Source organism: Streptomyces turgidiscabies Car8 (assembly GCF_000331005.1).
Classification (GTDB): Bacteria; Actinomycetota; Actinomycetes; order Streptomycetales; family Streptomycetaceae; genus Streptomyces; species Streptomyces turgidiscabies.
On sequence record NZ_AEJB01000514.1, the window covers coordinates 56674 to 83152 of the forward strand.

General features: G+C 71.8%; 28 protein-coding genes. 4 read left to right on the plus strand and 24 right to left on the minus strand.

Translation table 11 applies throughout. The annotated features are described in order from the left end of the window. Positions 1-20: 20 nt before the first annotated feature. On the minus strand, positions 21-662 hold the full coding sequence (locus tag STRTUCAR8_RS37180) for an alpha-ketoglutarate-dependent dioxygenase AlkB family protein (protein WP_044473539.1): 642 nt from the start codon (positions 660-662) through the stop codon (positions 21-23). Positions 663-752: 90 nt separating this feature from the next. Between STRTUCAR8_RS37180 and STRTUCAR8_RS37185 the strand changes: the two genes are divergently transcribed. Then, positions 753-1901, plus strand: coding sequence for a methyltransferase (locus STRTUCAR8_RS37185; protein WP_086025837.1), 1149 nt, complete (start codon positions 753-755; stop codon positions 1899-1901). 79 nt (positions 1902-1980) lie between these two features. Here the strand turns inward: STRTUCAR8_RS37185 and STRTUCAR8_RS37190 are convergent, their stop codons facing one another. From STRTUCAR8_RS37190 to STRTUCAR8_RS37210, 5 genes are all read right to left on the minus strand, one after another. Beyond that, positions 1981-2769 (minus strand): helix-turn-helix domain-containing protein, encoded by a 789-nt coding sequence (locus tag STRTUCAR8_RS37190; protein ID WP_044473540.1) that lies wholly within the window; start codon positions 2767-2769, stop codon positions 1981-1983. A 28-nt stretch (positions 2770-2797) separates the two neighbouring features. Next, the gene (locus tag STRTUCAR8_RS37195; RefSeq protein ID WP_006381436.1) at positions 2798-3646 is read right to left on the minus strand and encodes a class II fructose-bisphosphate aldolase; all 849 of its coding nucleotides are present in this window, start codon (positions 3644-3646) and stop codon (positions 2798-2800) included. Positions 3647-3708: 62 nt separating this feature from the next. Beyond that, on the minus strand, positions 3709-4602 hold the full coding sequence (locus STRTUCAR8_RS37200) for an SIS domain-containing protein (RefSeq protein WP_006381453.1): 894 nt from the start codon (positions 4600-4602) through the stop codon (positions 3709-3711). A gap of 167 nt (positions 4603-4769) precedes the next feature. Continuing rightward, positions 4770-5225 carry an RpiB/LacA/LacB family sugar-phosphate isomerase gene (locus tag STRTUCAR8_RS37205; RefSeq protein WP_006381533.1) on the minus strand — a complete coding sequence of 152 codons (456 nt, stop codon included), beginning with the start codon at positions 5223-5225 and terminating at the stop codon, positions 4770-4772. A 62-nt stretch (positions 5226-5287) separates the two neighbouring features. Next, positions 5288-8512, minus strand: coding sequence for an amidohydrolase family protein (locus STRTUCAR8_RS37210; RefSeq protein WP_006381563.1), 3225 nt, complete (start codon positions 8510-8512; stop codon positions 5288-5290). A gap of 243 nt (positions 8513-8755) precedes the next feature. Here STRTUCAR8_RS37210 and STRTUCAR8_RS37215 point away from each other — a divergent pair, with 243 nt between their 5' ends. Both STRTUCAR8_RS37215 and STRTUCAR8_RS37220 read left to right on the plus strand, forming a co-directional pair. Further along, positions 8756-9559: an SDR family NAD(P)-dependent oxidoreductase gene (locus STRTUCAR8_RS37215; RefSeq protein ID WP_006381416.1), complete on the plus strand. Its 804-nt coding sequence runs from the start codon at positions 8756-8758 to the stop codon at positions 9557-9559. Between the two features lie 49 nt (positions 9560-9608). Next, the gene (locus tag STRTUCAR8_RS37220) at positions 9609-10358 is read left to right on the plus strand and encodes an SDR family NAD(P)-dependent oxidoreductase (RefSeq protein WP_044473549.1); all 750 of its coding nucleotides are present in this window, start codon (positions 9609-9611) and stop codon (positions 10356-10358) included. A gap of 60 nt (positions 10359-10418) precedes the next feature. On the opposite strand, the gene STRTUCAR8_RS37225 is transcribed toward STRTUCAR8_RS37220, so the two are convergent. The 18 genes from STRTUCAR8_RS37225 to STRTUCAR8_RS37305 all read right to left on the minus strand — a co-directional run bounded on the left by STRTUCAR8_RS37225 (position 10419) and on the right by STRTUCAR8_RS37305 (position 25300). Continuing rightward, positions 10419-11486, minus strand: a complete 1068-nt coding sequence (locus tag STRTUCAR8_RS37225) for an MBL fold metallo-hydrolase (protein ID WP_006381420.1) — start codon at positions 11484-11486, stop codon at positions 10419-10421. Further along, the gene (locus STRTUCAR8_RS55255; RefSeq protein ID WP_277814665.1) at positions 11483-12445 is read right to left on the minus strand and encodes a class I adenylate-forming enzyme family protein; all 963 of its coding nucleotides are present in this window, start codon (positions 12443-12445) and stop codon (positions 11483-11485) included. The genes STRTUCAR8_RS37225 and STRTUCAR8_RS55255 overlap by 4 nt, the downstream gene beginning before the upstream one ends. Continuing rightward, on the minus strand, positions 12367-13014 hold the full coding sequence (locus tag STRTUCAR8_RS55260) for an AMP-binding protein (protein WP_277814666.1): 648 nt from the start codon (positions 13012-13014) through the stop codon (positions 12367-12369). The genes STRTUCAR8_RS55255 and STRTUCAR8_RS55260 overlap by 79 nt, the downstream gene beginning before the upstream one ends. 90 nt (positions 13015-13104) lie before the next feature. Further along, positions 13105-13425 carry an EthD family reductase gene (locus STRTUCAR8_RS37235; RefSeq protein ID WP_006381508.1) on the minus strand — a complete coding sequence of 107 codons (321 nt, stop codon included), beginning with the start codon at positions 13423-13425 and terminating at the stop codon, positions 13105-13107. 18 nt (positions 13426-13443) lie between these two features. Continuing rightward, positions 13444-13824 carry a hypothetical protein gene (locus tag STRTUCAR8_RS37240; RefSeq protein WP_006381427.1) on the minus strand — a complete coding sequence of 127 codons (381 nt, stop codon included), beginning with the start codon at positions 13822-13824 and terminating at the stop codon, positions 13444-13446. Continuing rightward, positions 13821-14171, minus strand: coding sequence for a nuclear transport factor 2-like protein (locus tag STRTUCAR8_RS37245; RefSeq protein WP_006381448.1), 351 nt, complete (start codon positions 14169-14171; stop codon positions 13821-13823). The genes STRTUCAR8_RS37240 and STRTUCAR8_RS37245 overlap by 4 nt, the downstream gene beginning before the upstream one ends. 109 nt (positions 14172-14280) lie before the next feature. Continuing rightward, positions 14281-14907, minus strand: coding sequence for a TetR/AcrR family transcriptional regulator (locus STRTUCAR8_RS37250; protein ID WP_006381532.1), 627 nt, complete (start codon positions 14905-14907; stop codon positions 14281-14283). A gap of 65 nt (positions 14908-14972) precedes the next feature. Beyond that, a complete protein-coding gene (locus STRTUCAR8_RS37255; RefSeq protein WP_006381446.1) occupies positions 14973-15827 on the minus strand; it encodes an enoyl-CoA hydratase/isomerase family protein in 855 nt (284 codons plus the stop codon). Continuing rightward, on the minus strand, positions 15824-16630 hold the full coding sequence (locus STRTUCAR8_RS37260; RefSeq protein WP_006381425.1) for an SDR family NAD(P)-dependent oxidoreductase: 807 nt from the start codon (positions 16628-16630) through the stop codon (positions 15824-15826). Before STRTUCAR8_RS37260 ends, STRTUCAR8_RS37255 begins: the two co-directional genes overlap by 4 nt. Next, positions 16627-17403 carry an SDR family oxidoreductase gene (locus tag STRTUCAR8_RS37265; protein ID WP_006381562.1) on the minus strand — a complete coding sequence of 259 codons (777 nt, stop codon included), beginning with the start codon at positions 17401-17403 and terminating at the stop codon, positions 16627-16629. The genes STRTUCAR8_RS37260 and STRTUCAR8_RS37265 overlap by 4 nt, the downstream gene beginning before the upstream one ends. After that, the gene (locus STRTUCAR8_RS37270; protein ID WP_006381468.1) at positions 17400-18614 is read right to left on the minus strand and encodes an acyl-CoA dehydrogenase family protein; all 1215 of its coding nucleotides are present in this window, start codon (positions 18612-18614) and stop codon (positions 17400-17402) included. The genes STRTUCAR8_RS37265 and STRTUCAR8_RS37270 overlap by 4 nt, the downstream gene beginning before the upstream one ends. A gap of 13 nt (positions 18615-18627) precedes the next feature. After that, positions 18628-19614 carry a phosphotransferase family protein gene (locus STRTUCAR8_RS37275; RefSeq protein WP_006381514.1) on the minus strand — a complete coding sequence of 329 codons (987 nt, stop codon included), beginning with the start codon at positions 19612-19614 and terminating at the stop codon, positions 18628-18630. After that, the gene (locus tag STRTUCAR8_RS37280; RefSeq protein ID WP_006381421.1) at positions 19611-20822 is read right to left on the minus strand and encodes an acyl-CoA dehydrogenase family protein; all 1212 of its coding nucleotides are present in this window, start codon (positions 20820-20822) and stop codon (positions 19611-19613) included. Before STRTUCAR8_RS37280 ends, STRTUCAR8_RS37275 begins: the two co-directional genes overlap by 4 nt. 43 nt (positions 20823-20865) lie before the next feature. Beyond that, positions 20866-22014 carry a thiolase family protein gene (locus tag STRTUCAR8_RS37285; RefSeq protein WP_006381486.1) on the minus strand — a complete coding sequence of 383 codons (1149 nt, stop codon included), beginning with the start codon at positions 22012-22014 and terminating at the stop codon, positions 20866-20868. Beyond that, positions 22011-22394: a Zn-ribbon domain-containing OB-fold protein gene (locus STRTUCAR8_RS37290; RefSeq protein ID WP_006381424.1), complete on the minus strand. Its 384-nt coding sequence runs from the start codon at positions 22392-22394 to the stop codon at positions 22011-22013. Before STRTUCAR8_RS37290 ends, STRTUCAR8_RS37285 begins: the two co-directional genes overlap by 4 nt. Continuing rightward, positions 22379-23167 (minus strand): enoyl-CoA hydratase/isomerase family protein, encoded by a 789-nt coding sequence (locus STRTUCAR8_RS37295; protein WP_006381506.1) that lies wholly within the window; start codon positions 23165-23167, stop codon positions 22379-22381. Before STRTUCAR8_RS37295 ends, STRTUCAR8_RS37290 begins: the two co-directional genes overlap by 16 nt. 78 nt (positions 23168-23245) lie before the next feature. Next, positions 23246-24379, minus strand: coding sequence for an acyl-CoA dehydrogenase family protein (locus STRTUCAR8_RS37300; RefSeq protein WP_006381419.1), 1134 nt, complete (start codon positions 24377-24379; stop codon positions 23246-23248). 93 nt (positions 24380-24472) lie between these two features. Then, positions 24473-25300, minus strand: a complete 828-nt coding sequence (locus STRTUCAR8_RS37305; RefSeq protein WP_006381556.1) for an SDR family NAD(P)-dependent oxidoreductase — start codon at positions 25298-25300, stop codon at positions 24473-24475. A 73-nt stretch (positions 25301-25373) separates the two neighbouring features. Here STRTUCAR8_RS37305 and STRTUCAR8_RS37310 point away from each other — a divergent pair, with 73 nt between their 5' ends. Then, positions 25374-26441 carry an NAD(P)-dependent alcohol dehydrogenase gene (locus STRTUCAR8_RS37310; RefSeq protein WP_006381441.1) on the plus strand — a complete coding sequence of 356 codons (1068 nt, stop codon included), beginning with the start codon at positions 25374-25376 and terminating at the stop codon, positions 26439-26441. The last annotated feature ends 38 nt before the right edge of the window (positions 26442-26479 follow it).

Consider the following 26479-nt stretch of genomic DNA (forward strand, 5'->3'; position numbering starts at 1 on the left):
CCGGTGACCGCACCGTAGGGCTAGAGACCGCTGACCCGGAGCGTGATGTTCAGCCGACCGGTCAGTCCCAACTCGGTTGGCGCCGTGCTCTGGTACACCCGTGGCACCCCGTGGTGGGCGAGCCGGGAGGCGCCACCGAAGACGAACAGGTCACCGCTGCGCAGCTCTACGTCGGTGTACGGCCGGGTCCGTGTCGCCGTGTTCCCGAAACGGAAGAGGCAGGTGTCGCCGAGGCTCAGGGACACCACGGGCGCGTCCGACTTCTCGTCGCTGTCGCGGTGCATGCCCATGCGGGCGTCGGCGTCGTAGAAGTTGATCAGCGCGATGTCGTAGTCGAGGTCACTGTCGAACCCCGCTGCCGCTGCCGCCTCCCTGCCCAGCGCGCCCAGCCACTCGGGGAACGGTTTCACGGGCGAGCCGTCGCCGTCGACGACCGTGTTCGCATAGCCGTACGGGTACCAGTGGCGGCCGAGGCACACCTGGCGGGCGGTCATCGTGCCGCCGCCGGGCGTCCGGACCGTGCGCAGGCCGGCGGGCGGACGCGCCCAGTCGCGGCAGGCGTCCAGCAGCTCGCGCTGACGCCCCGCGTCCAGCCAGTCCGGCACGTGCACCGCGCCCGGCGCGATCTCCGCACGGGCTCTGGGGAACAGCTCGGCATCCATGGTGTCCATCCTGCCCGAGGGGGCCCAAGGGGCGGAGGGGCCGAGGGGGCCGCCGGGCGTGAGCTGCGGCTCGGTTAGCCTGGGGCCACGATGAACGACCGTATGGCGACTCCCTGGTCCGAGCTGACCCTGACCCGTTTCCCCGCCGACCCGCGTGAGCGGCTGCGCGCCTGGGACGCCTCGGACGAGTACCTCCTCGGGCACCTCGCGGAGTCCGGGACCGAGCTGTCCGGCGCGGTCGTGGTCGTCGGCGACCGCTGGGGCGCGCTCACCACGGCGCTCGCTCCGCACCGGCCGACGCAGATCTCCGACTCGTTCCTGGCCCAGGAGGCGACCCGGGCTAACCTGCGGCGGGCCGGCGCGGACGAGGATTCCGTGCGGCTGCTCACCACCCAGGAGCCGCCGCCCGAGCGCATCGACGTGCTGCTCGTGCGGGTGCCGAAGAGCCTTGCCCTTCTTGAGGACCAGCTGCTGCGGCTGGCGCCGGCCCTGCACGAGGGCTCGGTCGTCGTCGGTACCGGCATGGTCAAGGAGATCCACACCTCGACGCTTAAACTGTTCGAGCGGATCGTCGGACCGACCCGGACCTCCCTCGCGGAGAAGAAGGCCCGGCTGATCCACTCCGCCGTCGCTCCGTCCGCGGACCGGGGTGCCAGTCCCTGGCCGTACCGCTACGAGCTGCCCGACGGCATCGGCCCGGCGTCGGGACACCCGGTGGTCAACCACGCGGGCGTCTTCTGCGCCGAGCGTCTCGACATCGGCACCCGGTTCTTCCTCCGGCATCTGCCGGAGCCGTCGGGCGCCGCCCGGGTGGTGGACCTGGGCTGCGGGAACGGTGTGGTCGGTACGACGGTGGCATTGACCGCGCCGGAGGCCGAGCTGCTGTTCGTCGACGAGTCGTTCCAGGCGGTGGCCTCGGCGGAGGCGACATACCGGGCCAACGACCTGCCGGACGGGCGTGCCGAGTTCCGGGTCGGCGACGGACTGGCCGGGACCGCGGACGGGAGTGTCGACGTCGTGCTCACCAATCCGCCGTTCCACACCCACCAGGCGACGACGGACGCGACGGCCTGGCGGATGTTCACGGGCGCGCGGCGGGCTCTGCGGCCGGGCGGCGAGCTGTATGTGATCGGCAACCGTCACCTCGGCTATCACCTCAAGCTGCGGAAGCTTTTCGGCAACAGCCAACTCGTCGCGAGCGACGCCAAGTTCGTCGTCCTGAAGGCCGTGAAGCAGTGAGCACCGACGTAGCGGTGCAGTGGAGCGGCCATGTCGTGATGTTGTGCAGGGGTGATGTGGGTAGTGAATTCAGACCACTTCACATCACGGCAGTGGTCGTCTCTCCCCGCAATGCGCGGGGTGATGCGCCGAGTTCGCGTCGGCAGGCCTTGTTGAACGCCTGAAGGTCGGGGATGCCGACCAAGGCGGCCACGGCGGGGATGGACAGGGTCGAGGCGCGCAGCAGGTGGCGGGCGCGGTCGAGTCTGCGGCGGCGGATGTAGCCGACCACCGTGTCGCCGGTGGTGGCCTTGAACAGCCTGGTCAGGTGGTTGTGCGAGACTCCCGCCGCCTGGGCGACGGCGGGCACGGTGAGCGGGGCGGCGAGCCGGCCCTCGATGTGCGCGATGGCGGCGCCGACCGCCGGGTGCGGGCCGGGGCCGGGGCGTTCGGTGTCCGGGGTGAGGTGGGCGATACGCCACAACGCGGTCCAGATCTCGGCTCTCGTGTGCTCCGGTGCGCGCGGTACGGCGGCGATCGCCGCGAGCAACAGGCCGGTGAGAGTGGGGAGTTCGGGGCCAGCGTCCTGTACTACGGGCACAGTGCGCGACGGACCGACGGGTTGGAGGCGCAGGTGTGCGTAGAGGTGTTCGGAGCGGCCCTGGTAGCGGAAGCGGACCGTGCTGCCGGGCGGTACGAGGCTGACGCGGCCGGGGCGGATCACGTGCGCCGTGCCGTCGACGGTGAGCTCGGCCTCGTACTGGTAGAGGTGCAGCTGCCACAGCTCCGGCAGCCGGAAGACGTCGGTGCGGCTCGCCACGCCGTGCACGCCGACGCCCGCGTTCGCCACATGGGGTGGTTCGCCGAGGTGCAGCTCCGTTTCGCGCATGGTGAAAAACTACCAGCGACGGTGACTGTCAGCGGAGCACGCCGATGATCCGGGTCACCGCCCGCGCCATCGCCTCACGTCCCACGCTCAGATACGTGCGCGAGTCGACCGCCTCGGGGTGGGCGGCGAGGAACTCCCTGATGGCGCCGGTCATCGCGATGTTCAGGGCAGTGCCGATGTTGACCTTGGTGATGCCTGCCGCGACGGCGGCCACGAGTTGGTCGTCCGGCACACCGGACGAGCCGTGCAGGACGAGAGGGACGTCCAGAGCGGCGGACAGCCGCTTGAGGAGGTCCTGGTCGAGGGCTGCCGTCCGGGTCGTCATGGCGTGCGAGCTGCCGACGGCCACCGCCAGGGCGTCCACCCCCGACTCGGCGACAAAGGCCTGCGCCTCGGCGGGGTCCGTCCGGGCACCGGGTTCGTGCGCGTCCAGCGGGGCCCGGCCGTCCTTGCCGCCCACCTGGCCCAACTCGGCCTCGATCCACATCCCTTGGGTGTGCGCCCAGTGGGCGGCGGCCCGGGTCGCGGCGAGGTTCTCGGCATAGGGGAGCCGGGCCGCGTCGTACATCACGGAGCTGAATCCGGCGCCGGACGCCTGGCGCAGCAGGCCGTCGCTCTGTACGTGGTCGAGGTGCAACGCGACGGGGACGGCGGCGCGTTCTGCGGCCGAGGCCGCGGCGCGGGCCAGCGGGAGGAGCCGTCCGTAGCGGAACCTGACCGCGTTCTCGCTGACTTGGAGGACGACGGGCGAACCCGCCTCCTCGGCACCGGCGATGACGGCCTCCACATGCTCCAGGGTGATGATGTTGAACGCGGCGACCGCCGTACGCGCGGCGGCGGCCCGGGTGATGAGCTCACCGGTGGTGACGATCGGCACGGCCACTTCCCCTTCGGTCGACTTCGGTCAACGAGTGCGCGGCGACTGGCTGCCGACGAGCCTCAGGGCTCGAGGATCACCGAGCGGGTGAGGTGACGCGGGCGGTCCGGGTCGAGACCCCGCGCCGCCGCCACCGCGACCGCGAGACGCTGGGCACGCACGAGCTCGGCAAGCGGGTCGAGAGCACCGGGCACCCACAACGCCCCTGTGGCCCGCACCTGTTCGGCAAGGCCTTCCGGTGCCTCACCGAACATCCAGGTCGCCGTGGACCGGGTGGTGACGCTGATGGGACCGTGCCGGTACTCCATCGCCGGGTACGACTCGGTCCAGGACAGGGACGCCTCGCGCATCTTCAGTGCGGCCTCGTTGGCGAGCCCCACCGTCCAGCCCCTGCCGAGGAACGTGAACTGCGTGCACTCGACGAGCCCTTCGGGCAGCGGAGTCGCCAGCGCCCTACGGCAGTCGTCGACCACGGTCTTGTCGTGCAGTCCGAGGTGAGCGCGGAGAAGTGTGAGGGCTGTGGTGGCGAACCGTGTCTGCACGACGGACTGTTCGTCCGCGTGGTCGAGCACGACGAGGTCATCTGCGGCTTCCCGCACGGGAGTTCGGGGGTCGGCAGTGATGGCGGTCGTCCGCGCGCCCTCGGGCGTGGTGCTCTTCAGGCGCCGGAGCAGTTCGAGCACCTCGGTGGTGGTGCCGGAACGGGTGAGGGCGACGACGCGGTCGTACCGGCGGCCGTAGGGGAACTCGGAGGCGGCGAAGGCGTCCGTCTCACCCTGGCCCGCCCCTTCCCGCAGGGCCGCGACGGCCTGCGCCATGAAGTACGAGGTGCCGCAGCCGACGACCGCGACCCGCTCCCCCGCCCCCGGCAGCACGCCGGCGTGGCCGGCTGCCTCCGCGGCGGCGCGGGTCCAGCACTCGGGCTGACTTTTCAGCTCGTCCTCTACATGGGTCATGTCGTGCGCCTTCCCCGAGAGAACCTACGGAATGCTCGTTCCTGCAAGATACAGTCCATTTTCAAGCAGAATCAAGCACCCGGCGTTGAGGGGTGGACAGTCCTGCGCAGGGCGGCGCACGACGAGAAGGGGGCGCCCGAGGGCTACTCCCCTTCAACTTCACCGATTCACAGGGAGTTTCTGCCGTCGTCGAGCCGCTCGACCCGGGCCACGTTCGCCCGGTCCTCGGTGTCCGTGCTCGCCTCGGCGGCGAACCAGGCGTCGAGGATCTCCTGGAGCAGCGGTTCCGACGTCAGGCGCAGGCTGAGCGCGAGCACGTTGGCGTCGTTCCAGCGGCGGGCGCCGTCAGCCGTGTAGGCGTCCGTACACAGGGCGGCACGGACGCCGGGCACCTTGTTCGCGGCGATCGACGCGCCCGTGCCGGTCCAGCAGCACACGACGGCCTGGTCGGCGGTCCCTGCGGCGACCTCTTGGGCCGCCGCCTCCGAGCAGGCGGCCCACTGCGGGTCGTCGCCGGGGCTCAGGGCCCCGTGGGTCACCACATCGTGGCCGCGGTCGCGCAACTGCTTGAGGAGGGCGCGGGCCACGGGTTCGTCCATGTCCGAGGAAACGGAGATCCGCATGGCCCGAGACTACCCAGCCGTGGAAAAGACGCACGTCACGTCGCGAGCAGCCCTGTCGGCGGTCAGCCTCCGCTCTCCGGGGAGCAGCAGCCCTCCCGTCGCATCTGGCGACTGACCTCCAGCCAGTCCTCCTCCGAGGCCGACGACGGTGGGGCGTGGCGCCGGGCGGTGGTCGGCTCGAAGGCGTCGACCAGGTCCGCCTGCTCGAAGGGGATGCCGCCGCGCAGGACCCCCACAGTGCGGATCAGGCTGGCGAAGTCGGTGAACGGGTCGCCGTCCACGATCGTCAGATCGGCGAGTTTGCCCTCCTCCAGCGTTCCCAGGTCGGCGTCAGCGCCGAAGACCCGCGCGGGCAGCAGGGTGGCGGTGCGCAGGGCCTCCGCCGGTGACAGGCCGGCGCGGTGCAGCGCGCGCAGGGACAGGTGCAGGTGCAGGCCCACCGGGACGAGCGGCTGGTCCGTGCCGAGCGCCACCAGGCCGCCCGCCGTGAGGATCCGTCGGTAGACGTCCAACTCCCTGTCCAGCGTGGTCAGTTGTGCCTCGGTGGGCGGCGCCGCCGCCTGTTGCCTGACGAGCGCCGTGTCCCACGGCGGCATGAGCGTGGTCACGCGTGGGTCGTCCGCGAGAGCGGGGTCGGCGCCGAGCAGGGGAAACGCGGTGAACGGGGTGGCGATCAGGTGGAAGTCGGTACGGGTGTAGATCTCCTCCACGTCCTGGTAGGCGCGCCCGGTGGCCGTGGTCGCATGGCCGAACTCCAGTCGCTGGGTGGCCTGCAGATGGGTCGTCAGATCCTGGCCCAGTTGTACGCCGGGGCTGCACAGATGGCTTCCGCTGCGTACTCCGAGCCGGTCGTGGGCGAAGTCGGCGGCCTCCTTCATCACCCAGCCGGGGGCCCGTACGTACGTCTTCACGAAGTCCCAGTCCAGCGCCCGCGCGCGGGCCAGTGAACGGCGTAGGCCCTCGGGGGTGCGGTGGGCGCGGGCCATGCTGTACGCGACGCGATCTCCGTCGAGCAGTTCGCCGGTGGACAGCAGCCGGGGTCCGGCGAGGGCGCCCGCGGCGACCGCCTCCCGGATGCGAGCCTGCTCGTAGGCGAAGCCGCCGAGGGAGACGGCCGTCGTGATGCCGTAGGCGACCTGCAGCGCGGTCTGGCGGCCGCCGTAGGTGGACTGCCAGGGGTGGGTGTGCGCGTCCCACAGGCCGGGGATCACCGTCCGCTCGCTCGCGTCGATCCGGCGCGTGGCCGGGCGGCCGGCCCGGTGCGGGGCGACCTGCGCGATACGCCCGTCGCGGACGACGACGTCGATGTCCTCGCGGACGTCCGGCCCGGTGCCGTCCCAGAAGCGGCCCGCGTGCACGACCGTGTCGGCCGGCCGGGGCTTGCGGTAGTCCAGCGGGACGCGGACGGTACGGGTGCTGCCGTCGGCGATGTCGATCAGGCGCAGGGTGCCCGCGGAGAGGTAGAGGAGGGTGCGCGCATCGGCGGACCAGGACGGATGGTCGGCCGGCTCGGTGGTGAGCCTGCGGGGTCTCCCGTGCGGGGTGCCGTCTGCGCGGACCGGGAGCAGCCACAGCGCCGACTCGGCCACGACCGCCATCCACCGCCCGTCGGGGGACCAGACGGGGCCGGAGTCGTAACGGTCGGCGATCGAGGTGTGCGGGGCCACGGCGTGCAGGGCGGCGGTGCCGGTGGTGGTGTCGACGATTCGGATGAGGTTGTAGCCCTCGCGGAAGCGCTGGTTGACCCGGTTCCGGTCGCACAGGGCGACGTACCGGCCGTCCGGCGACCAGCTGGGACGGCCGGGCAGGCCACCCGCTCCGAGTGCGGCGGCCAGGACCCGCTCGGGGCCGTCGGGCAGGTCGCGCACCACGAGGTTGCCCGACATGTCCAGGCAGGCCAGCCGTGTCCCGTCGGGCGAGAGGGCGGGAAAGACCCGGCCGCCCCCGGCGAGCACGGTCTCCGCGCCGGAGTCGAGGTCGCGGCGCCGCACGGTGAACAGACCGTCGCGGTCGTCGGCGTACACGAGTCCCGTGCCGTCGGGTGTCCAGGTCGGCGCCAACACATAGCGGGTGGTGGGGACTTGGAGCACTCTGCGGGGTGGACGTCCGCCCCTGGTGCCGGCGGTCCACAGCGCGTTGAGCGCGGCGAAGGCGACGGTCCGGCCGTCCGGGGAGAGGGCGGGCAGGTGGAGGGCGCGCACAGGACGGGCACCGGTGGCCTCGAAATCGTAGGCCTTGACGCGGTAGTCGGGCCGTTTCACGGGCAGCGTGGCCGTGAACGGGATCTCCTCGCCGGCGTCCGGCGAGGCCGGGTCGACCAGGCGGAAGTGGCCGTCGACGTTCAGCAGCAGCCGTTCGCCGTCGGGCGTCCAGCGGGGCGGCGCCGGGAGGAGGTCGCCCTCGACAGCGACCGGGGAGCCGTCCACGACGAGGGTGCAGGAGGCGGCGGGTGCGGCCGTGGTGCGCAGGTGGGCGAGGCGTCCGGCGAGTGAGACGGCGGGGGTCATGAGCTGGGCACCGGAGTCGTCGGTGTGCTCCGTGGTGACCGGGCCCGAGCCGTCGGCGGCCACCGACGCCACGGTGGACGCGCGGAGGGTGCCCGGCGCGGGCACGGTCGCCCGTACGAAGAGGACCCGCTCACCGTCGGGCGACCAGGTCGGGTCGAAGTCCTCCCAGGCGGCGTCCTGTCCCGGGCCCTGCTGTCCGGGGCGGCCGGTGAGCCGGGTCAGCGCGCCGGTGCGTACGTCGACGACCCAGACGCGGTACGGGGCGCCGGTCACGGTGTCGCCCCCGCGCTCGGAGGCGAACGCGATCCGGGTGCCGTCCGGCGACCAGGCCGGCCCCCGGTCGTCCCACGGGCCGTCGGTGAGCTGCCGCAGCCCGGTGCCGTCGGGCCGGAGTGTCCAGAGGTGGAAGCCTCCGCCCCGGTAGGCGCAGACGACGAGGCGGCTGCCGTCGGGCGAGAACTGGGGGCGCGTGGGTTCCAGGCCGGGCGCGGTCAGCGCGACGGCGACGCCCCCGTCGCGCGGCACGGACCACAGCACGTTCTGGATCTCGGCGACCAGCCTGTCACCGGCGGGGGCGAGCGTCGCGGACCCGCCCGTGGCGGCGGTGAAGGTGAGGCTGGCCGCCGAGCGGGGCTCGGCGGACGCGGCAGGAGTACCGGCGGAGGCGAGCACTGTGGCCGTGACCGTGGCGGTGGCGGTCGCCTGGAGGAATCCGCGGCGGGAGAGAGGGCCGAACCAGGTGTCGTCCGGGGTACTGGTGGGGGTGCCTTCGGCGTCCAAGGGGGCTCCCAGTGAGCGGAGTTGGCGTGTCGGACCGGTCGGACGGGGAGATCGCTGAGGAGAACGTAAGACGCGAAGCGCCCTTCAGGGGACCCCGCCCGGCGTTTCTCGGCCGAACTTCACTCTGCCGTGGGCCTTGTCCCGCACCGACCCGCAAATCTAGACTCAGAGAAAATGAAGCTAGTTCAGTTCAGGTCTTATGATCAGGTTCGGGATGCGAGTCCTGGACCAGGGAGCAGACTCATGCTGGGTTCTCTCGACGGAAAGGCCGCGCTCGTCACCGGCGCGGGGCAGGGCATCGGGCGGGCGATCGCGGTGCGGATGGCCCGGGAGGGCGCGTCCGCCGTGGCGGTCGCCGACCGGAACAAGGAGACCGCCGCCGAGACCGCGGACCTCGTCCGCGCCGAGGGCGCGCGGGCCGAGGTGATCGTCTGCGATCTGCGCGTCCGGGACAGCGTCCACGAGATGGTGGCGCGTGCGGCGGAGTGTTTCGACGGTCTCGACGTCCTCGTCAACAACGCGGGAGTGATCGAGACCGCGTTCACGGCGGACCAGGCCCGTGGCGTCGACACCCTCTCGGAGGAGGTCTGGGACGCCGTCTACGAGGTCAATCTCAAGGCGGTGTGGCTGACCACCAAGTTCGCCGCACCCCATCTGCGCCGCTCACGGCGGGGGCCGGCCATCGTCAACACCGCCTCCGTCTCCGGCCTCACCGGCTTCCCCAACGCGCCCGCCTACGGTGTCACCAAGGCCGGTGTCATCCATCTGACCAAGGTGACCGCCGTCGATCTGGCCCCGGTGCGCTGCAACTGCTTCTGCCCCGGCGTCATCGACACCCCGCTCGCCCAGGACTACTTCGCCGCGGCGCAGGACCGTGCGGCCATGGAACGCGAGCTGACCGCACCGCAGTTGGTCGAGCGGCTCGGGCGCCCCGAGGAGGCAGCCAAGCTGGCGTGCTTCCTGGCCTCGGACGACGCGGCGTTCATCACGGGCGCGTCGTACGTGATCGACGGCGGCGCCCTCGCCTGGCTCGGTGTACGGGACTGAGGACGACCGAGTCATGGGCCGCGGGGCCCACCACCTGAGAGGGGACGCGATGCAGTCGAGACTGGCCGGGAGGACGGCGCTGGTGACCGGCGCCACGGGAGGCATCGGTGACGCCGTCGTACGGCGGCTCGCGGCGGAGGGCGCGGCGGTCGTGGTGACCGACCTCGACGCCGATCGCTGCGAGAAGCTCGCCGAGGAGGTCGGCGGAGGCGCCCTCGGACTGGCACTGGACGTCTCGGACGAGACGGCGTGGCGCGAGGTCGTCGACGCGGCGACCGCCGCGCTGGGCGGCCTGTCCGTGCTGGTGAACAACGCCGGCATCGCCGCGATGCACACGGTCGAGACGGAGACCATGGAGTCCTGGGAACAGGTTCTCGGCGTGACCCAGACCGGGGTCTGGCTCGGCATGAAGTACGGCGGCGCGGCGATCGAGCGCTCCGGCGGCGGCTCGATCGTCAACGTCGCGTCGATCTTCGGTACGGTCGGCGGCTTCGGCGCCCAGTTCTCGTACCACGCGGCCAAAGGAGCGGTACGTCTGATGACGAAGAACGCCGCGTTGCACTGGGCGAAGCGCGGGGTCCGGGTGAACTCCCTGCATCCCGGGTTCATCGAGACGCCCCGCTCACGTGAACTGTGGCGTGACACGCCCCGGTTGACCGCGATGGTCGAGGGGACACCGCTGGGCCGGCTCGGTACGCCCGGGGAAGTGGCCGGGGCCGTCGTTTTCCTCGCCTCCGACGACGCGAGTTTCATGACCGGGTCCGAGCTGTACGTCGACGGCGGCTGGACGGCGCGTTGAGCCGGCCGGACCCGTACAGCGGTTCCGGCGGCCGCCCAGCTGTCCGCTGTCCCGTACGCCTCAAACAGCCGTAGCCGTGTACCGGTCGACGTCGTCGGTCCGTGTGCATCCGGCCTGTCCACGGGCCACCAGCACGTCCAGGTGCGCCGCGGTCTCGTTGACGGCGAGCATCTGGTTGAAGGCGTTCAGGTCGGCGAAGGGCAGCCTGCGCCGGGTCCAGCCCAACTCCCCCGCCACCTCAAAGGCGTTGCGCGTCCGGTCGCCGAGAACGGTCAGCGTCTCGGTGAGCCGGTCGTCGTGGTGGGCCAGCAGTTCTTCGGTGCGGGCGTGCACGCCGGCGCCGACCGGGCCGTGCGCGGGCATCAGTCGGGCGTCGGTGAGCGTGGTCATCCGGCGCAGCGAGTCCAGGTAGTCGCCCAACGGCAGGTCGGAGTCGCCGAGTTCGAATCCGATGGACGGGGTGATGTGCGGCAGGACGTGGTCGCCGGAGAACAGCAGCCCCCGGGCCCGGTCCAGGTAGACGACATGGCCCCGGGTGTGGCCCGGCGTCGGAATCACCGTCAACGCCGCATCGCCGAAGGTGAGTTCCTCTTCCCGCAGCCAGCGGTCCGGGGCTTCCCACACGCTCGGGTCGAAGCCTCCGTGGTCCATCGCCTCGATCCGCTCGGCGAGTTCGTGGGCCCCGGCCCGGCGCAGGGTCCGTAGCGAACCGTACGGCTGGTCCGAGCGCAGTTCCCCCAGCAGCTCCAGCCCGCGCCGTTCGCCCGCGCCGAGGTAGACGCGGGAGCCGAGCAGCCTGCGCAGTTCGACGGCCTGGGTGTAGTGGTCACGGTGGATGTGGGTGACCAGGATGTGGCTGATCTCGCCGAGGTCGTGACCCAGGCTGGTCAGGGCGTCCTCAAGCGCCTTGCGGGACTCGGGGATCGACCATCCTCCGTCGATCAGGACCAGCCCTTCCGTCAGCCCCTCCAGAGCGTAGACATTGACGGCTCGCAGTCCGTCGTCCGGCAACGGGAGGGGAATGCGGTGGACACCGGGCCGCACGGTCTCGGGTCCGCTGTCCGCCCACCGTCCGCGGTCGAAGCGGGGGCTGCTTGGGGTGGCGCTGGGAGGCGTGGGGGTGGTCATGCGTCTCCTTGGCGGTGCTGGTCATGGGCCGCGGGGATCCGCGCGTGCAGTCGGCGAGCGAGGCCACGGGCTGCCGAACGGTCGAGCTTGCCCACGGTGGTCTGGGGCAACTCGCTCACGGTGAAGGCGAATTCGGGCCACTTGGCCTTGGACAGGCCGGTGCGGGCGAGGTGTTCACGTAGCTCGTCGAGGCCGAGTCCGTCGCTGCCGTCCTCGGGCACGAGGAGTACGGCGGCGCGTTCGCCGAGGAGGGGATCCGGGACGGGGGTGACACAGACGCGGGCCACCGCCGGGTGGGTGGCGACGGCGCGTTCGATCTCGGTGATGTCGAGGTTGCGCCCGCCACGGATGATGACGTCCTTCTCCCGGCCCATGACGGTGACCGTGCTGTCCTCGCCGGTCGTCAGCAGGTCACCGGTCGGGAAGAACCCGTCCGGGGTGAGGACCGGCGGCTCGGTCCTGCCGTCGCGGGCGTAGCCGAGGAAGAGGGACGGGCCGCGGACCTGGGCGCGCCCGGTCACGCCCGGTCCGAGGACGGTGCCGTCGGCTGCGACCGCCCTGAGTTCGGTGCCGGGGAACGGCCGTCCGTCGCGACCGAGGCGGATCTCCTCGGAGTCGTCGGGCCGGGGCGAGGTGTGCCCGAGGCACTCGGACATGCCGAAGACGCGCAGGATTCTGGTCCCCAGGGAGCGTTCGGCTCGGGCGAGGGCACCGCGGTCCATGGGGCCGCCGCCGACGGTGATCGAGCGGACCCCGCCGAGGACCTTCGAGCCGGCGGCCGCCGCGCCCATCTGGAGGGCCATGGTCGGTACGCACATGGTCCACCGGACGTCATGGGCGGCCATCCGCGCGAGTGCCTCCTCGCGGTCCCATCGGCCGGTCAGGACGAGAGGTCCGCCCAGCATGAGCGCGAGGCACACCCCGAAGCAGTAGGCGGCGGTCGAGGAGAGCGGGACCACGCGGCCACCGCGTCGCCGTCGCGCAGACCGTTGACGTCGATCGTGCGGGAGCACGCGTACCGCAGGGCTTCCTCGGACTGGACGACGCCCTTGGGCCGTCCGGTGGAGCCGGACGTGAGTCCGATGAGGGCGCCGCCGGACCAGCGCGCGACATCGTGCGGACCGTGGCCGGCTCGTACCGTCCAGCCGTCGAGGCCCTCGGTCGTCCGCGCCTCCGGCATGGCCCGGCCGACGTCCCATTCCGACATCGCCGACGGTTCGGCGATCACGACGTCCGGCCGGATGTCCTCCATGGCGGCCTCGAACTCGGCAGGGGTCGTGTGCCGGTTGACCAGCGCCAGGACGCCGCCGGTCAGTCCGACGGCCAGGGTCGCGGCGACGGTGCGCCAGGAGTTGTCGGCCTGGAGGAGCACCGTGCCGCCCGGCGTCCAGTCCGGGGTGATCGTCTCGGCCAGGTCGGCCGCACGCTGGAGCAGGTCGCGGGCGCCATGCCGGCCCTCGTCGTCGACGACCGCCGTGAAGTCGGCCCGCTGGGCCCGGTCGTAGAACTCCCGCACTGTCTGTCGCATCCGCTTCCTCGCCTCTTCGCGAAGGGGTGAAGCACCGTTTCGGGCCGCCGTGCACAAGGGCCGACGCGTCCGCGTCCGCCCCGTCCGTGCTCAGCCCGGGTACATCTCCGTCTCGCCGCCCATGACGGCGATCCGGCGTCCGCTCATGTCGCCGACCTGTGCGACGGCCTCCGCCCACTCCGGGCTCCGGAGCGCCTTGCGCAGGTCGTCGGCGGTGTCGAAGCTCAGGACGGAGACACCGTCCCAGCCATCCGAGCGCGGTTCCAGGGCCGCGTCGATGTCGGTGTGCCGCCAGAATCTGAGTCCGGGCAGCCGGTAGGTGAGTTCGGCGTGTTCGCCGCGCCACCAGTCGATGAACCGCTCATGGGTCCACTCGGGCGGCCGGGCCGCCAGCAGTACGAGGTTGTACATGCGTCCTCCTCGGGTGGATCAGGTGAACAGGACCGCGGGTGAGCGTCCGATCATCAGGCGCCGCACTCTGCCGTCCTCGTCGAGCCGTGCCGAGGCCACGAAGGTCGCCTCCGGCACTCCCGACCTGCGTACCTCGCCGAGGTACAGCTCGTCGCGGCCGACGGCGGACGCGGTGAGCAGGTGGTGGGTGCGGACGCCCACCTCGCGCTGGGCCAGATAGCCCTCCATCTCGGCCCGGCCGCCGTGGAAGTCGGTGCCCGCGTCGCCGCCGGTGGAGAACAGGATGGAGAAGGCGAAGTCCTCGCCGATCAGATCGAGGATCCGGTCGGCGTCGTCGCTGTCCAGGATGCCGAACCAGGTGGTCAGGAACGGCGCGGCGGGCGTGGACGGGGCGGTCACGGCCGGTCCACGAGGTCGAAGTCGGTGGTGAAGAACGACTGGTAGCGGGCCATCAGCCCGGCCGGCGAGACGCGGACGGCGGACAGGAACGCGCCGACGGCCGCGCCCTTCTCGACGACGAAGCCGTACGCCGTCTCGACGTCGCCGTCGACCGCGTACCGCGTGATCTCGTGCGTGCGGTCCACGGCGGCGCGGCCCGCGATGTAGTCGGCGAAGTCCGCGCGGGAAGCGCCGGACCGTTGGCCGCTGGGAAGAGCGATGAGGAACCCGAAGTCCGGCTCCAGTAGTTCGAGGGCTTTGTCCGGGTCCTGGCCGTCCATTCTGGCCATGTATTCGCGAAGCACCATCGCTGATCGCTCTCCCTCAGCACCGTGAAACAACCTGAGTTCAGTTCAGTTTGACTGTAAGGCAGCGGCCCGCCTCCGACAAGAGGCGGGCGCCGACAGGACCGACGGGCTATTCCGCGACCATCCGCACCACACACCCCTCGATCATCTCGCTGATCTCCGGCAAAGGAATCGCGCCGGTCGGGCGGTACCAGCGCCAGACACTCACGATCATGCCGAGGACACCGAGACCGAGGGTGTGCGCGTCCCGGACCGGGAAGGAACCCTTGGCCATGCCGCGCATGAGCAGGCTCGTCCAGTCCCGCTCGACCATCTGGACCAGCTGGCGGGCCGCGACGCGCTCGGTCTCCTCGCGCTTGGACTTCCGCGGGGTGGCGAGCAGGGACATGTTGGCCTGCAGGATGCGCATCTGGCGGATCTCGTGGTCGGTCACCGCGAAGGCGGAGCGCACTGCCGCGCGCAGTTCCTCCACGGGTTCCGTCTCACCGGACGTCACCTCGACGAACATGTCGTGGGAGCGCTGGAGCTCCAGGCGCATGATGGTGAGCAGACAGTGGGCCTTGGACTCGAAGTAGTGGTAGAGGGCGGTCTGCCCGATGCCGACCCGGTCGGCCACCTCCGACCACTTGGTGTTCTCGTAGCCGTCCTCCCCGAACCGCTCCACGGCGGCCACGAGGATCGCGCCGCGCTTCGACCTGGGCCCCTCCTCCGGATCCACGATCCGCGCCCTTGCCATCGTCTCTCCCTCTGCTCCACCGACGGTACGGATCACCGCCCGGTCGTCCGAGAGTAGACCCAAGTTCAAGTCGGTTTCGAATCGACGACCGACCGGGTCCCGTGTTCGCCGTCCGCCCGAGCGGACTCCGGCCGTGCGTGGTCGGGGTGTGCGAAGTGGGGCCGGCGCCCGGCGAGGAACGCTGCCACGCCCTCCCGGCCTTCCGCGGACACCGCGGCGGCGGCCAGCTGACGGGCCTCCGCGTCGAGGTGTTCGCCGAGGCCCACCGACAGCGCCCCGTCGACGAGGCGCCTGCTCACGCCGTACGCCCTCGTGGCACCGCGCGCCAGCGCGCCGGCCACCTCCACGGCCTCCTCGTACAACCGTTCCGGCTCGACGACCCGGCTCACCAGCCCCATCTCCAGCGCCTCCGGGGCCGGTACCCGCCGGTTGGTCAGCAGCAGGTCCATGGCCCGCCGGGGTCCGACGAGCCGGGGCAGCGACCAGCTGGTCCCGGCGTCCGGCGTGTAACCGATCGCGGTGTACGCGGCCGTGAAGCGGGCGTCGCTCGCCGCGAGGCTCACGTCCGCCGCCGTCGCGAGCCCCAGGCCCGCTCCCGCGACCGCCCCCTGTACGGCGGCCACCAGCGGGGCGTCCAGCCCGGCGAGGATCCGCAGCGCTCCGTGGAGTGCGTCGGTGACGTCGGTGAGATGCGCTGCCAGCCGCTCCCCGGACAGCGTGGCGAACTCCTTGAGGTCGCCGCCGACGCAGAAGGACCGCCCCCGCCCGGTCAGCAGCACCGCCCGCGCCCGCGCCTTCTCGCACTCCCGGGCGGCGTCCAGGAGCCCCCGGGCCATCGCCAGATCGATCGCGTTGCCCGCGCCCCGGCACATCTCGACCCGTGCCAGCCCGTCGCCGTCGACCTCGACCGTGACCCTCATCGCGCGGTCCACCCACCGTCCACCGTGAGCACGTGTCCGGTGCAGTACGAGGACGCGTCCGAGGCCAGGAAGAGCAGCGCCCCGTCCAGCTCTCCCCGCGCTCCGCCGCGCGCCAGCATCGTGCCGCGTTCGACCCAGCGCCGGGAGCGCTCGTCGGAGAAGAGCCCGTCGGTCATCTCCGAGTGGAACCAGCCGGGGGCGAGCGCGTTGACCCGCACCCCCAACGACCCCCACTGTCCGGCCAGTTCACGAGTCAGACCGATGAGTCCGGCCTTGGACGCGGCGTAGGCCGCGCCGCCCAGCGGGGCGCCGGAGACCAGCCCGAGGACGGACGACACGTTCACGACCGATCTCGTACGGCCGGACGAGGACTCCGGAGCCGGCGTCGGCGCCTCTGCCATGAGCCGGGCGAGGTGGAAGGGGGCGACCAGGTTCACGGCCAGTACGTCGGCGAAGTCCCGGGCGCTCTCGTCCTCGGCGCGTACGGCTCCGGGCGCGCCGGCGTTGTTGACGAGCACGTCGATCCGGCCGCTCTCGTCGAGCGCGGCCGCGATCAGCCGCAGCCTGTCCTCCTCCCGCGACACATCACAGACCACGGGGTGGATACGTGGGTCGGTGTCCGCGAGTTCCTTCAGCTTCGCCGGCCTCCGGGCGGCGGCGAACACGGTGGCACCGGCCGAGGCGAGCACCACGGCGAACCGGGCTCCGAGACCGGAGGAGGCCCCGGTGACGACGGCCGTCCGGCCCCGCAACGAGAACAGCTCCGCCACCGGGTGCGCCGCCGGATCCGCCGCCGGGCTCATCCGTCCACCCCGATCGGGAGCGCTGTCGCGCCACCGTCCAGGACGAGCGTCTGCCCCGTCATCCAGGACGAGGCGTCGGACGCCAGGAACAGGGCCGCGTGCGCCACGTCCTCAACCGTCCCGAGCCTGCGCAGGGGCAGTTTCGCGGTCAGGATCGGCTCTCGCGGCTCCCAGACGGCCCGGGCCAGTTCGGTCTTGATCAGTCCGGGCGCGATGGCGTTCACCCGTGCCTTCGGACCGAGTTCGTATGCGAGTTGCCTGGTCATGTGCAGCATGGCCGCCTTGGTCGCGTTGTACCAGCCGATGTGGGGGTCGACGATCAGTCCGCCGACGGAGGCGATGTTGACGACGGCTCCCCCGTGCTCCGCCATCCAGGCCCGCCATGCGCAGCGGGTCCAGGCGAGCATCCCGTACTGGTTGACCCGTACCGTCTTCTCCGCGCGGGGCAGGTCGAGGTCGATGAGGTCGCCCATGTAGGGGTTGGTGGCCGCGTTGTTGACCATGATGTCGAGGCGTCCGAGTCGGGCCATGGTCTCCTCGACGCACCGTTCGGCGTCGGACGGCTCGCCCGCGTTGGCGACCGTTTCGTGGACCTCGCCGTCGCCCTTGACGCGCAGCAACTCCGCACGTGCCGAGGCGAGTCCGTCGGGTTTGCGGGCGGCGATCACCACATGGGCGCCCGCTTCGCGGTACGCCTTGGCGATCCCGAGGCCGATGCCCCGGGAGCCGCCGGTGATCACGGCTACCCGGCCGCTCAGTACCTGTGCGCTCACGCCGACTCCTCCGGATACTTGGCCAGTTCGCGCCGCGCGACCGTCCGTAGGTGGACCTCGTCGGGGCCGTCCGCGATCCGCAGTGCCCGGGTGATGGCGTACAGCCGCGCCAGTACGGTGTCGTCGCTGACCCCGGCCGCGCCGTGCGCCTGGACCGCGCGGTCGACCGCCCGGTGGGCGACCTCCAGCGCGGCCACCTTGATGGCGGCGACCTCGGTGCGGGCGGCCGAGTTGCCCTGGGTGTCCATCAGCCAGGCCGACTTGAGGACGAGCAGCCGCAGTTGCTCGATCTCGATACGGCTGCGTGCGATCCACTCCCGCACGACCCCCTGCTCCGCGAGCGCGCCCCCGAAGGCGGTGCGGGTGAGGGTGCGGCGGCACATCAACTCCAGTGCCCGCTCGGCGAATCCGACGGCCCGCATGGCGTAGTGCATACGCCCGGGGCCCAACCGTCCCTGGGCCAGGGCGAATCCGTCCCCTTCGCCGCCCAGCATGGCGGACACCGGCACGGTGACGTCCTCGAAGAGCACGTCACCGTGGCCGCAGCGGTCGGTGTAGCCGAACATCGGCAGGTCGCGCAGGACGGTGATGCCGGGGGTGTCCCGGGGGATCAGCAACATGCTCTGCTGCCGGTAGGTGGGGGCGTCCGGGTCGGTGACGCCCATCAGGATGATCAGCCGGCAGTCGGGGTCGAGGATGCCGGAGGTGTACCACTTGTGACCGCTCACGACGTACTCGTCGCCGTCCCGGGTGATCCGGGTGCGGATGTTGCGCGCGTCGGAGCTGGCGACCTCCGGTTCGGTCATCGCGAAGCAGGAGCGGATCTCGGCGGCCAGCAGGGGCCGTAGCCAGCGGTCCTGCTGCTCGGGAGTGCCGAAGAGCGTGAGCAGTTCCATGTTGCCGGTGTCAGGAGCGGAGCAGTTGAACACCTCGGGGCCGATCACGGAGCGTCCGGCCAGTTCGGCGAGGGGCGCGTATTCGAGGTTGGTGAGGCCGGCGCCTCGGTCGCCGTGCGCGAGGAAGAGGTTCCACAGTCCTTCGGCGCGTGCCTTCTCCTTCAACTCGCGCATGATCGGCGGAAGTTCATGAGGGTCGTCAGCCTCGGTCAGTTGCCGGTCGTACACGGCTTCGGCGGGCAGGACGTACTCCTCCATGAACGCGGCCATGCGGGTGCGGAGTTCTTCGGCCTTCGGGGCGAGTCCGAAATCCATGGGTGGCGCTCCTTCAGGGCCGGGTGGTGACGATGTCGCACGCCGTGCGGATCATGGCCGCGATCGTCGGCGGCAGTCGCTCCTGGTCGGGGTCGTGGTGCTTGCCCTCGCGGTGTCTGCGCAGGTTGTGGCCCATGATCGCGGCCATCTTGGTGCGGGCCAGGGCACGGAACCAGTCGAGGTCGGGAGGTTCGGGGCGGCCGTCGAGGTACGCGGCGAGCAGTTCCCCCTCGCCCGGCAGGCCCGGCACCGGGCGGCCGAGCCGGGGGAAGTTGCGGTGGTCGGCGAAGAGCAGGAACCAGGCGAGGTCGACGCGAGGATCCCCGTGGGCCCAGATCTCCCAGTCGATGACGGCCGCCGGCCGCTCGCCCCGGCACAGGACGTTGCCGAGCCGGAAGTCGCCGTGGGTCAGCACGGGCGGTATGGCCGTCGGGATGCGGGTGGCCAGCAGGTCGATCAACTCCTCGGCTCCGGGCCGGAGTTCGATGGGCACGGCCTCCATGGTGCGGGCCCAGCGGGCCAGCTCGCCGTCCGGATCCAGTGGTGGTTCGGACGCCTGCGCCTCTGCCGCCTCCGCTTCCATGCCGTGCAGGTCTCGCAGTACGCCGGCCAGCGCCAGCATCCGTGTGCGGCACAGCCGGGAAGGGGTCCGGTGCTCGTCGAGGACCGGCTCGACGGCCTCGCCCGCGACGAACTCCATGGCGAACCAGGCGGGTTCGCGTTCGTCGACGGCGGCCACCCCCGGCACAGGCACCGGCGATCCGGCGAGAACGCGCAGGATCCGGGCCTGCCGGAGCACGTCGTTGCGGCCGACGGGACGCTGCCCGGGCGGTACCGCCTTCACCACGTACGAGGTGGTCCCCGCCGTGATGGCGTACGTGAGCCCGGAGTGCCCGCCGGGCAGGGTGCGCAGGTCCCCGAACGGTCCGCCCGGGTGGCGGTCGGCGAGATGTGCGCGGACCCGTGCGGCGAGTTCCGTCACCTCGGTCGTGGTACTCAACTCCCCGCTCCTTTCGGCTCTTTCGGCAGCCCCAGTACGCGTTCGGCCAGAATGGTGCGCTGGATCTCGTCGCTGCCGCCGGCGATGCGGTAGCCGGGGGCGCCGAGCAGGTGTTCCGTCCAGGCGAAGGTGCCCCACTCCCCCGTGTCGGCGGCGAGCCGCGGTCCGAGGAGTTGCTGGACGAGGTCGGTGGTGGCGCGCATGGTCGCGGTGGCGTGGAGTTTGCCGACCGAGGCCTCGGCGCCCGGTTCGCGTCCGGCGACCAGGGCAGCCGAGACGCGCAGGCCGATGAGCCGCTGGACCAGGGCACGGACGAACAGGTCGGCCGCCTGCTCCCGTTCGCCGCCGGTCAGCGGCCGGGGCAGGTGCCGGGCGAGTTCGAGGGCGCGGTCGGCGTTGTCCAGGCCGAGGCCGCCGGAGTCGAGGCGTTCGGCGGCGAGCACGGTGAGGGTGACCCGCCAGCCCTCGCCTACGGGGCCGAGCCGGTCGGTGTCGGGGACGGACACGTCGTCCAGGTAGACCTCGTTGAAGCTGGAGCCGCCGGTCATCTGACGGATGGGCCGTACGGTCACCCCCGGCGCGTCCATCCGGACCAGGAAGACCGTGATGCCCGTGTGTCTGGGCACATCCGGGTCGGTGCGGCACACCGCGACGCCCCAGGTGGCGACCCGCGCGCCGGACGTCCAGACCTTGTGGCCGCGCAGCACCCAGCCGTCACCGTCCGGCACGGCCCGGGTGCGGACGGCGGCCAGGTCCGAGCCCGCCTCCGTCTCGGAGAAGAGCTGGCAGGCGAGTTCGTCGGTGCGCAGCATGGGCCGCAGCCAGCGCTGTTTCTGCTGCTCCGTCCCCCAGATCCGGATCGCGGGGGCGACGAGCTGCTGGGTGACCGGGAAGATCTCGGTGCGCCGGGGGACGTCGAAGGCTGCCTCCTCCGCACGGTACAACTGCTCGTAGTGGGATGGCAGTTCACGTCCGCCGTACTCCTTCGGCCAGTGGAGCGCGCCCCAACCCTGGTCGTACCGGGTGCGTTCCCACTCCCGTGTCCGGTCGGTGTGCTCGTGTTCCTCGGCCTCGGTGCGGTTTTCGAACACGGCCACCGAGTCGTCGCCGCGGCCCCACTCCTGACGGGCGGCGCGGGTCTTCGCCACGCCGGTCAGCCAGCGTCGGGCCGCGGCCCGGAACTCCTCGGGGCCGGGGATGTCGCTCATGGTTCTCCTCCCTTCGGTTGCTGCTGCGGGGCGACCCGGCGGGTCAACGGGTCAGTACGGTGCAGGCGCTGACGCCCGGTGCGCCGTACACCTGGGTGAAGCCGCTCGACGGGCCGCCGGGCACCTGCCGTTCGCCCCCTCTCCCCCGCAACTGCTGGACGATCTCGTGGACTTGACGCAGTCCGGAGGCACCGATGGGCTCGCCGTTGGCGATGCAGCCGCCGTCGGTGTTGACCGGCAGCGTTCCGTCGATCGCGGTCGCGCCGGAGGCGATGAGCCGCTCCTGCTCGCCGTGCTCGCAGAAGCCGCACTCCGCCAGATGCATCACCTCGGCACCGCTCTCGGTGTCCTGGAGCTGACACACGTCGATGTCACCGGGCCCCAACCCGGCCTGCTCGAAAGCCAGTCGGGCGGCATCCGTGGTGACGCTGCTCGGTGTACCGGCCGGCGCCCAGGGGCTGAACACCTCGAACGAACCGAACCTGCGGGTCCGCACGACGGCCGCCCGCAACGCGACCGGGGTTGCGTCCAGTTCGCGGGCGACCGCCCGGCTGCACAGGACCAGGGCGACCGCGCCCTGGCCCGGCGAGCAGAACATGTAGCGGGTCAGCGGGTCGTTGACCATTCCCGACGCCAGGATCTCGGCCGCGTCGAGCGGTTCACGGCGCCAGGCGTGGGGGTTGCGCACCCCGTTCGCGTACGCCTTCTCGGCGACCAGCGCGAGCGTGCGTGCGCTGATCGCGTGGTCGTGCATGTAACGCTGGATCTTCATGGCGAAGAACTGGGTGGTGACCATGAGTCCGTCACGGCCGTAGGCCTCGTCGAGCCCCCAGTCGGCCGGCCGGGGGTCGAAGGCACCGCGTGGGTGCTTGTCGAAGCCGACGGCGAGGGCGACGTCCGCCGCGCCGGCGCGAATGGCGTTGACGGCCGAGACGAGCGCACTGCCGCCGGTCGCGCAGCCGTTGCGTACGTTGACGAACGGCACGCCTGTCAGGCCGAGTTCGGCCACGAGGGTGTCGGCGTTCCCGGCCGCGTCGCTGCCGCCGTAGGCAGCTTGGACACGCGGCCACGGGAGCCCGGCATCGGCGAGGGCCGCCCGTACGGCCCGCACGGCGAGTTGCCTGCCGGTGGCCTCCGTACGGGCGAAGGAGGTGATCCCCGCGCCGCAGATCATGACGTCGTCGGCACTCATGGGACGGCTCCCGCGGCAACAGCCCTGGGGACGCCGTCCGCTGCCCCGACCCGCACCGCCATGCCGATGGTGACATCGTCCGGCGATACGTCGAGGACCGCCAACACCCTTACCCCCTCGGCGAGTTCGACGTATCCGACCGCGAACGGCTCGAACCCGGCGTCCGGTGCGGCGTACGGCGGCGACTTGGGCGCGTACCGCTGTACGGTCCAGGTCCACAGCGTGCCCGTGTCCGAGAGGACGACCGGGTCGGCCGGACCCCCGCAGCGCGGGCACGCCGGGTCGGCCGGGTACACGGCCACCGCGCATCCGGCACACCGTGAGCCGTGCAGCCGGCCGAGGGTGCTCGCGCGCACCGCCCCGCTCAGCGGCCCTTCCACTGCGGCTCCCGCTTCTCCAGGAAGGCCGAGACGCCCTCCGCCGCGTCCTCGGAGTTGAGCATCACACCGACCGCGAGGTGCTCCATGACCATCAGGGACTGGATGTCGGCGTCGAGGCTCCGGTCGATGGTCATCTTGGTGATCCACATGGTGAACGGGCTCTTGTCGATGAGCTGGTCGGCGAACTCCTCGACCGTCGCGTCCAGCTTGTCCGCCGGCGCCGAGGAATTGATGAGGTCGAACTGTGCGGCCTCGACACCGGTGAGCAGCTTGCCGGTGAGCATGAGCTCCTTGGTCTTGCGGACGCCGATCATCCGCGGCACGCGGTAGATGGGGCCCGCGCCGCCGAACAGCGCCCGGCGGATGTGGAAGTCGCCGATCAGTGCGTCGTCCGCGGCGATCGCGAAGTCGCAGGAGATCATCAACTCGAAGCCACCCGCGGTGACATGGCCTTCGAGGACGGCGATCGACGGCGTCCTCATCGAGTAGAGCCGGTCGCAGACCTTCGCCGACAGTACGGCGACGTCGATGGCGTTGGACCGGCCGACGAAGTCGGCCTGGAGGCTGTCCAGGTCGAACCCGGAACAGAAGGTGTTGCCGCGCCCTCGCAGGATCAGCACGCGCAGTTCCGGGTCCGCGTCGACCTCGGTGATGATCTCGTCGAGCCGTTCGAGGATCGGCACCGTCACACAGTTCTTCTTGTGCGGCCGGTTCAGCCAGACCCGTGCCACGTGCCCGTCCCGCTCGAACTGGATCTCGTCTTCGACTGCCATGAGCTCCTCCAACCTGAACTGAATTCAGTACGATTCTGCGTGCGGTGGTCGGCCCTGTCAATGGACCGGGACCGACGATCAGCCGGAACGGCCGACGAGGTCGAGCAGCCCGGCCAGCCGCAGCCTGTGGTCGTCGGCGGTGCCGAACAGGGCCTCGTCGGCCCGCGCCCGGCGTACGTACAGGTGGGCCGGATGCTCCCAGGTGAAGCCGATACCTCCGTTGAGCTGCACGTATTCGGCGGCCGCCAGACGGTACGCTCCCGTGCAGGCCACCGCTGCCACGCTCGCCGCCACCGGCGCCTCCTCCGTCCGCCCGGCGAGGCAGGCGCTCGCGTACGCCGAAGCCGACCGCGCGCCCTCGACCTCGACGAGCAGGTCCGCCAGCCGGTGTTTGACCGCCTGGAACGAGCCGATCACGCGGCCGAACTGGGTTCGGCTGGATATGTACGCGAGGACGGCGTCGAGGGCGTGCGCACTGCCACCGACGTGCTCGGCGGCCAGCGCCACCCGCCCGGAGTCGAGGACGGCGCCGACGGTCCCCGGCGCCTGCCCGGCCTCGCCGACCGGTTCACAGGGCGCTCCCCGGAAACGGATCAGCGCCTGGCGTCGAGTGGGATCGAGGACGCGGCGGGCGACCCGGTCGACGGTCGCGGTGTCCGGTTCGCAGGCGAACAGCCGCTCCCCGCCCGGCGCCCGGGCCGCGACCAGCAGCAGGTCGGCACCCTCGCCGTCGAGCACGAAATCGGCCTCCCCCCGCAGCACCCATCCGCCGGGGCCACACTCGGCGATCACGTCGGCCCGGTGCGGTAGTCCGGCGACCGTGGCCGTGAGCGCGCCGGAGGCGATGCCCGGCAGCCAGCGCGCGCAGGCCTGCCGGTCGCCGCTGTCCAGCAGGGCGTGCCCGGCGAGGACGACGGTGGACAGCAGCGGCGCGGGGCACAGCACCCGCCCCGTCTCGTCCAGGGCGACGGCGAGTTCGGCGAAGGTGTAACCGGCGCCGCCGTACTCCTCGGGCACGGCGAGCCCGTGCACGCCGACCTCGACGGCTAGCCGTTCCCACAGCACCTGGTCGTGTCCGCGCGGGCTCCGCGTCTGGGCGCGCACCTCTTCGGGCCCGCAGGTGTCGGCCAGCAACTGGCGCAGGATGTCGCGCAGTTGACGTCGTTCGTCACTCTCCAGCAGCAGCGCCGGATCGGGGTCGAGCCGGAACATCCGAGTCTCCTTCAGCCGTAAAGCGTTTCATGGACCGCCGAACCACCAGATCGCCGAACCGTCAGACCCACACACGGTCGGCCCGCCGCACAGTCAGACCGTGAAGCGTCCGCCGTTGGCGAGGAGGACCGCGCCGACGAGGTTCGTGGCCTCGTCGCCCGCGAGGAACAGGGCGATGTCGGCGATCTCGTCCGGTGTGGCGTAGGGGCGTACGCGCGGATCGGCGAAGCCGTGGCGCAGTGCGGCGGGGGTCCTGGCGGCCATGCCGGTGTCGGTCGGCCCCGGGGCCACGGTGTTGACGCGGACGCCGAACGCGATCGCCTCCTTCGCGACGGACTGGCTCAGCGCGTGTGCGCCGGCCTTCGAGGCCGCGTAGTGCGGATAGCCGGCCAGGGTGTCGAAGGCCGAGGAGGAGCCGACGGTGACGACGGCTCCGGACCGGCGAGGCGCCATGACCCGCAGGGCGGCGCGCAGGACGTGGAAGGTGCCGTCCAGGTTGACGCGCATGACGCGCCGCCAGGCGTCGTCGTCGAGCCGCCCGGTCACCTCCGGGGGCCGGTTGCCGACCACTGCTTCGGCGATCCACTCCTTGGCCGTGGGGTCGTCGATTCCGGCCGCGTGCACCACGACGTCGAGCCGTCCGTGCCGTCGTACGACCTCGTCGAAGGCCAGGTCCACCGCTGCGGACTCGGCCACGTCGACGGTCAGCGGGTGCGTTCGCGGCAGTTCCTTCGCCACAGCCTCGGCCGCGAGGCCGTCGATGTCCGCGGCGAAGACCTCGGCGCCCTGTGCGGCGAGCCCCCGCACGACCGCGGCGCCGATGCCGGATCCGGCGCCGGTGACGAGCGCGGTCCTTCCGTCGAACCGTCCCACGCGCTCACCGCCCGACCGCCCCGGCCGTTCCGCCTGTTCAGCACCCATGCGCGATCACGCCTCCCTCCACTTTCCTCTCCCTGCTTCCTGAACTGACTTCATTTTTGCTAGCGTCCCAGGTATGTCAACAGGCGGGACAAGAGCGGTCAGGCTGACCCGGTGGGGCGGCCCGCCGGTCATCAGCGAGGTGGCACGGCCCGTCCCCACGGGCGCGGAGGTCCTGATCGAGGTGGAGGCGGCCGGCCTGTGCCGTTCGGACCTCCATGTCATCGACGCGCGGCCGGGCGATCTCCCCTACCGAACCCCGTTCACCCTTGGCCACGAGGTCGCCGGCCGGGTGACGGAACGAGGCCCTCTCGCGACGGGCCCGGCGGTCGGCGAGCGGGTCGTCGTATACGGGCCCTGGGGCTGCGGGAACTGCGCACGCTGCGCCTTCGGGGCGGAGAACTACTGCGACCGGCGCGCGGCACTGGACACGGACCGCGTCGGCACCGGGGCGGGGCTGGGACGCGACGGCGGGATGGCCGACTGGCTGCTCGTGCCGTCCGGACGGCTGCTGGTTCCGGTCGGCGGGCTGGCCGCCGTACAGGCCGCCCCGCTGTCGGACGCCGGGCTCACCGCGTTCCACGCCGTGGCCACGGTCCGGCGTGCGATCGATGACGGCACGAGCGTGGTCGTGCTCGGTGTCGGCGGGCTGGGTCATCTGGCCGTCCAGATCCTGCGCGCCACGACGACGGCGCAGGTGCTGGCCGTGGACGTACGGGCGGAGGCGCTCGCCCTGGCCGAGGAGTGCGGCGCGCACTTCGGCACGCTCCTGCGCCCCGACAGCGCGGCGGCCCTGCGAAGCCGCACGGGCGGGGTCGGGGCGGTCGCCGTGCTCGACTTCGTCGGCAGCCGCTCCAGCCTGGACCTCGCGACCGGCGTGCTGCGGGCGGGCGGAGAGCTGGCGGTGGTGGGCAGCGGCGGCGGGGAGGTCACCGTCCGCAAGCCCGGCGCGCTCCCTCCCGGGACGCGGATCTCCCTGCCCTTCTGGGGAACCCTGCCCGAACTGGAACAGGTCGTCGCCCTGGCACGCGAGGGCGCCCTGAAGGTGGAGGTCGAGCGGTTCGCACTGTCGCGCGCGCTGGAGGCGATCGAGGCGCTGCGTTCCAGCGAGGTGCGTGGACGCGCGGTTCTCGTACCCGACTGACGTCATTCGCCGTACCCGGCCGACCCCACCGGCCCGGC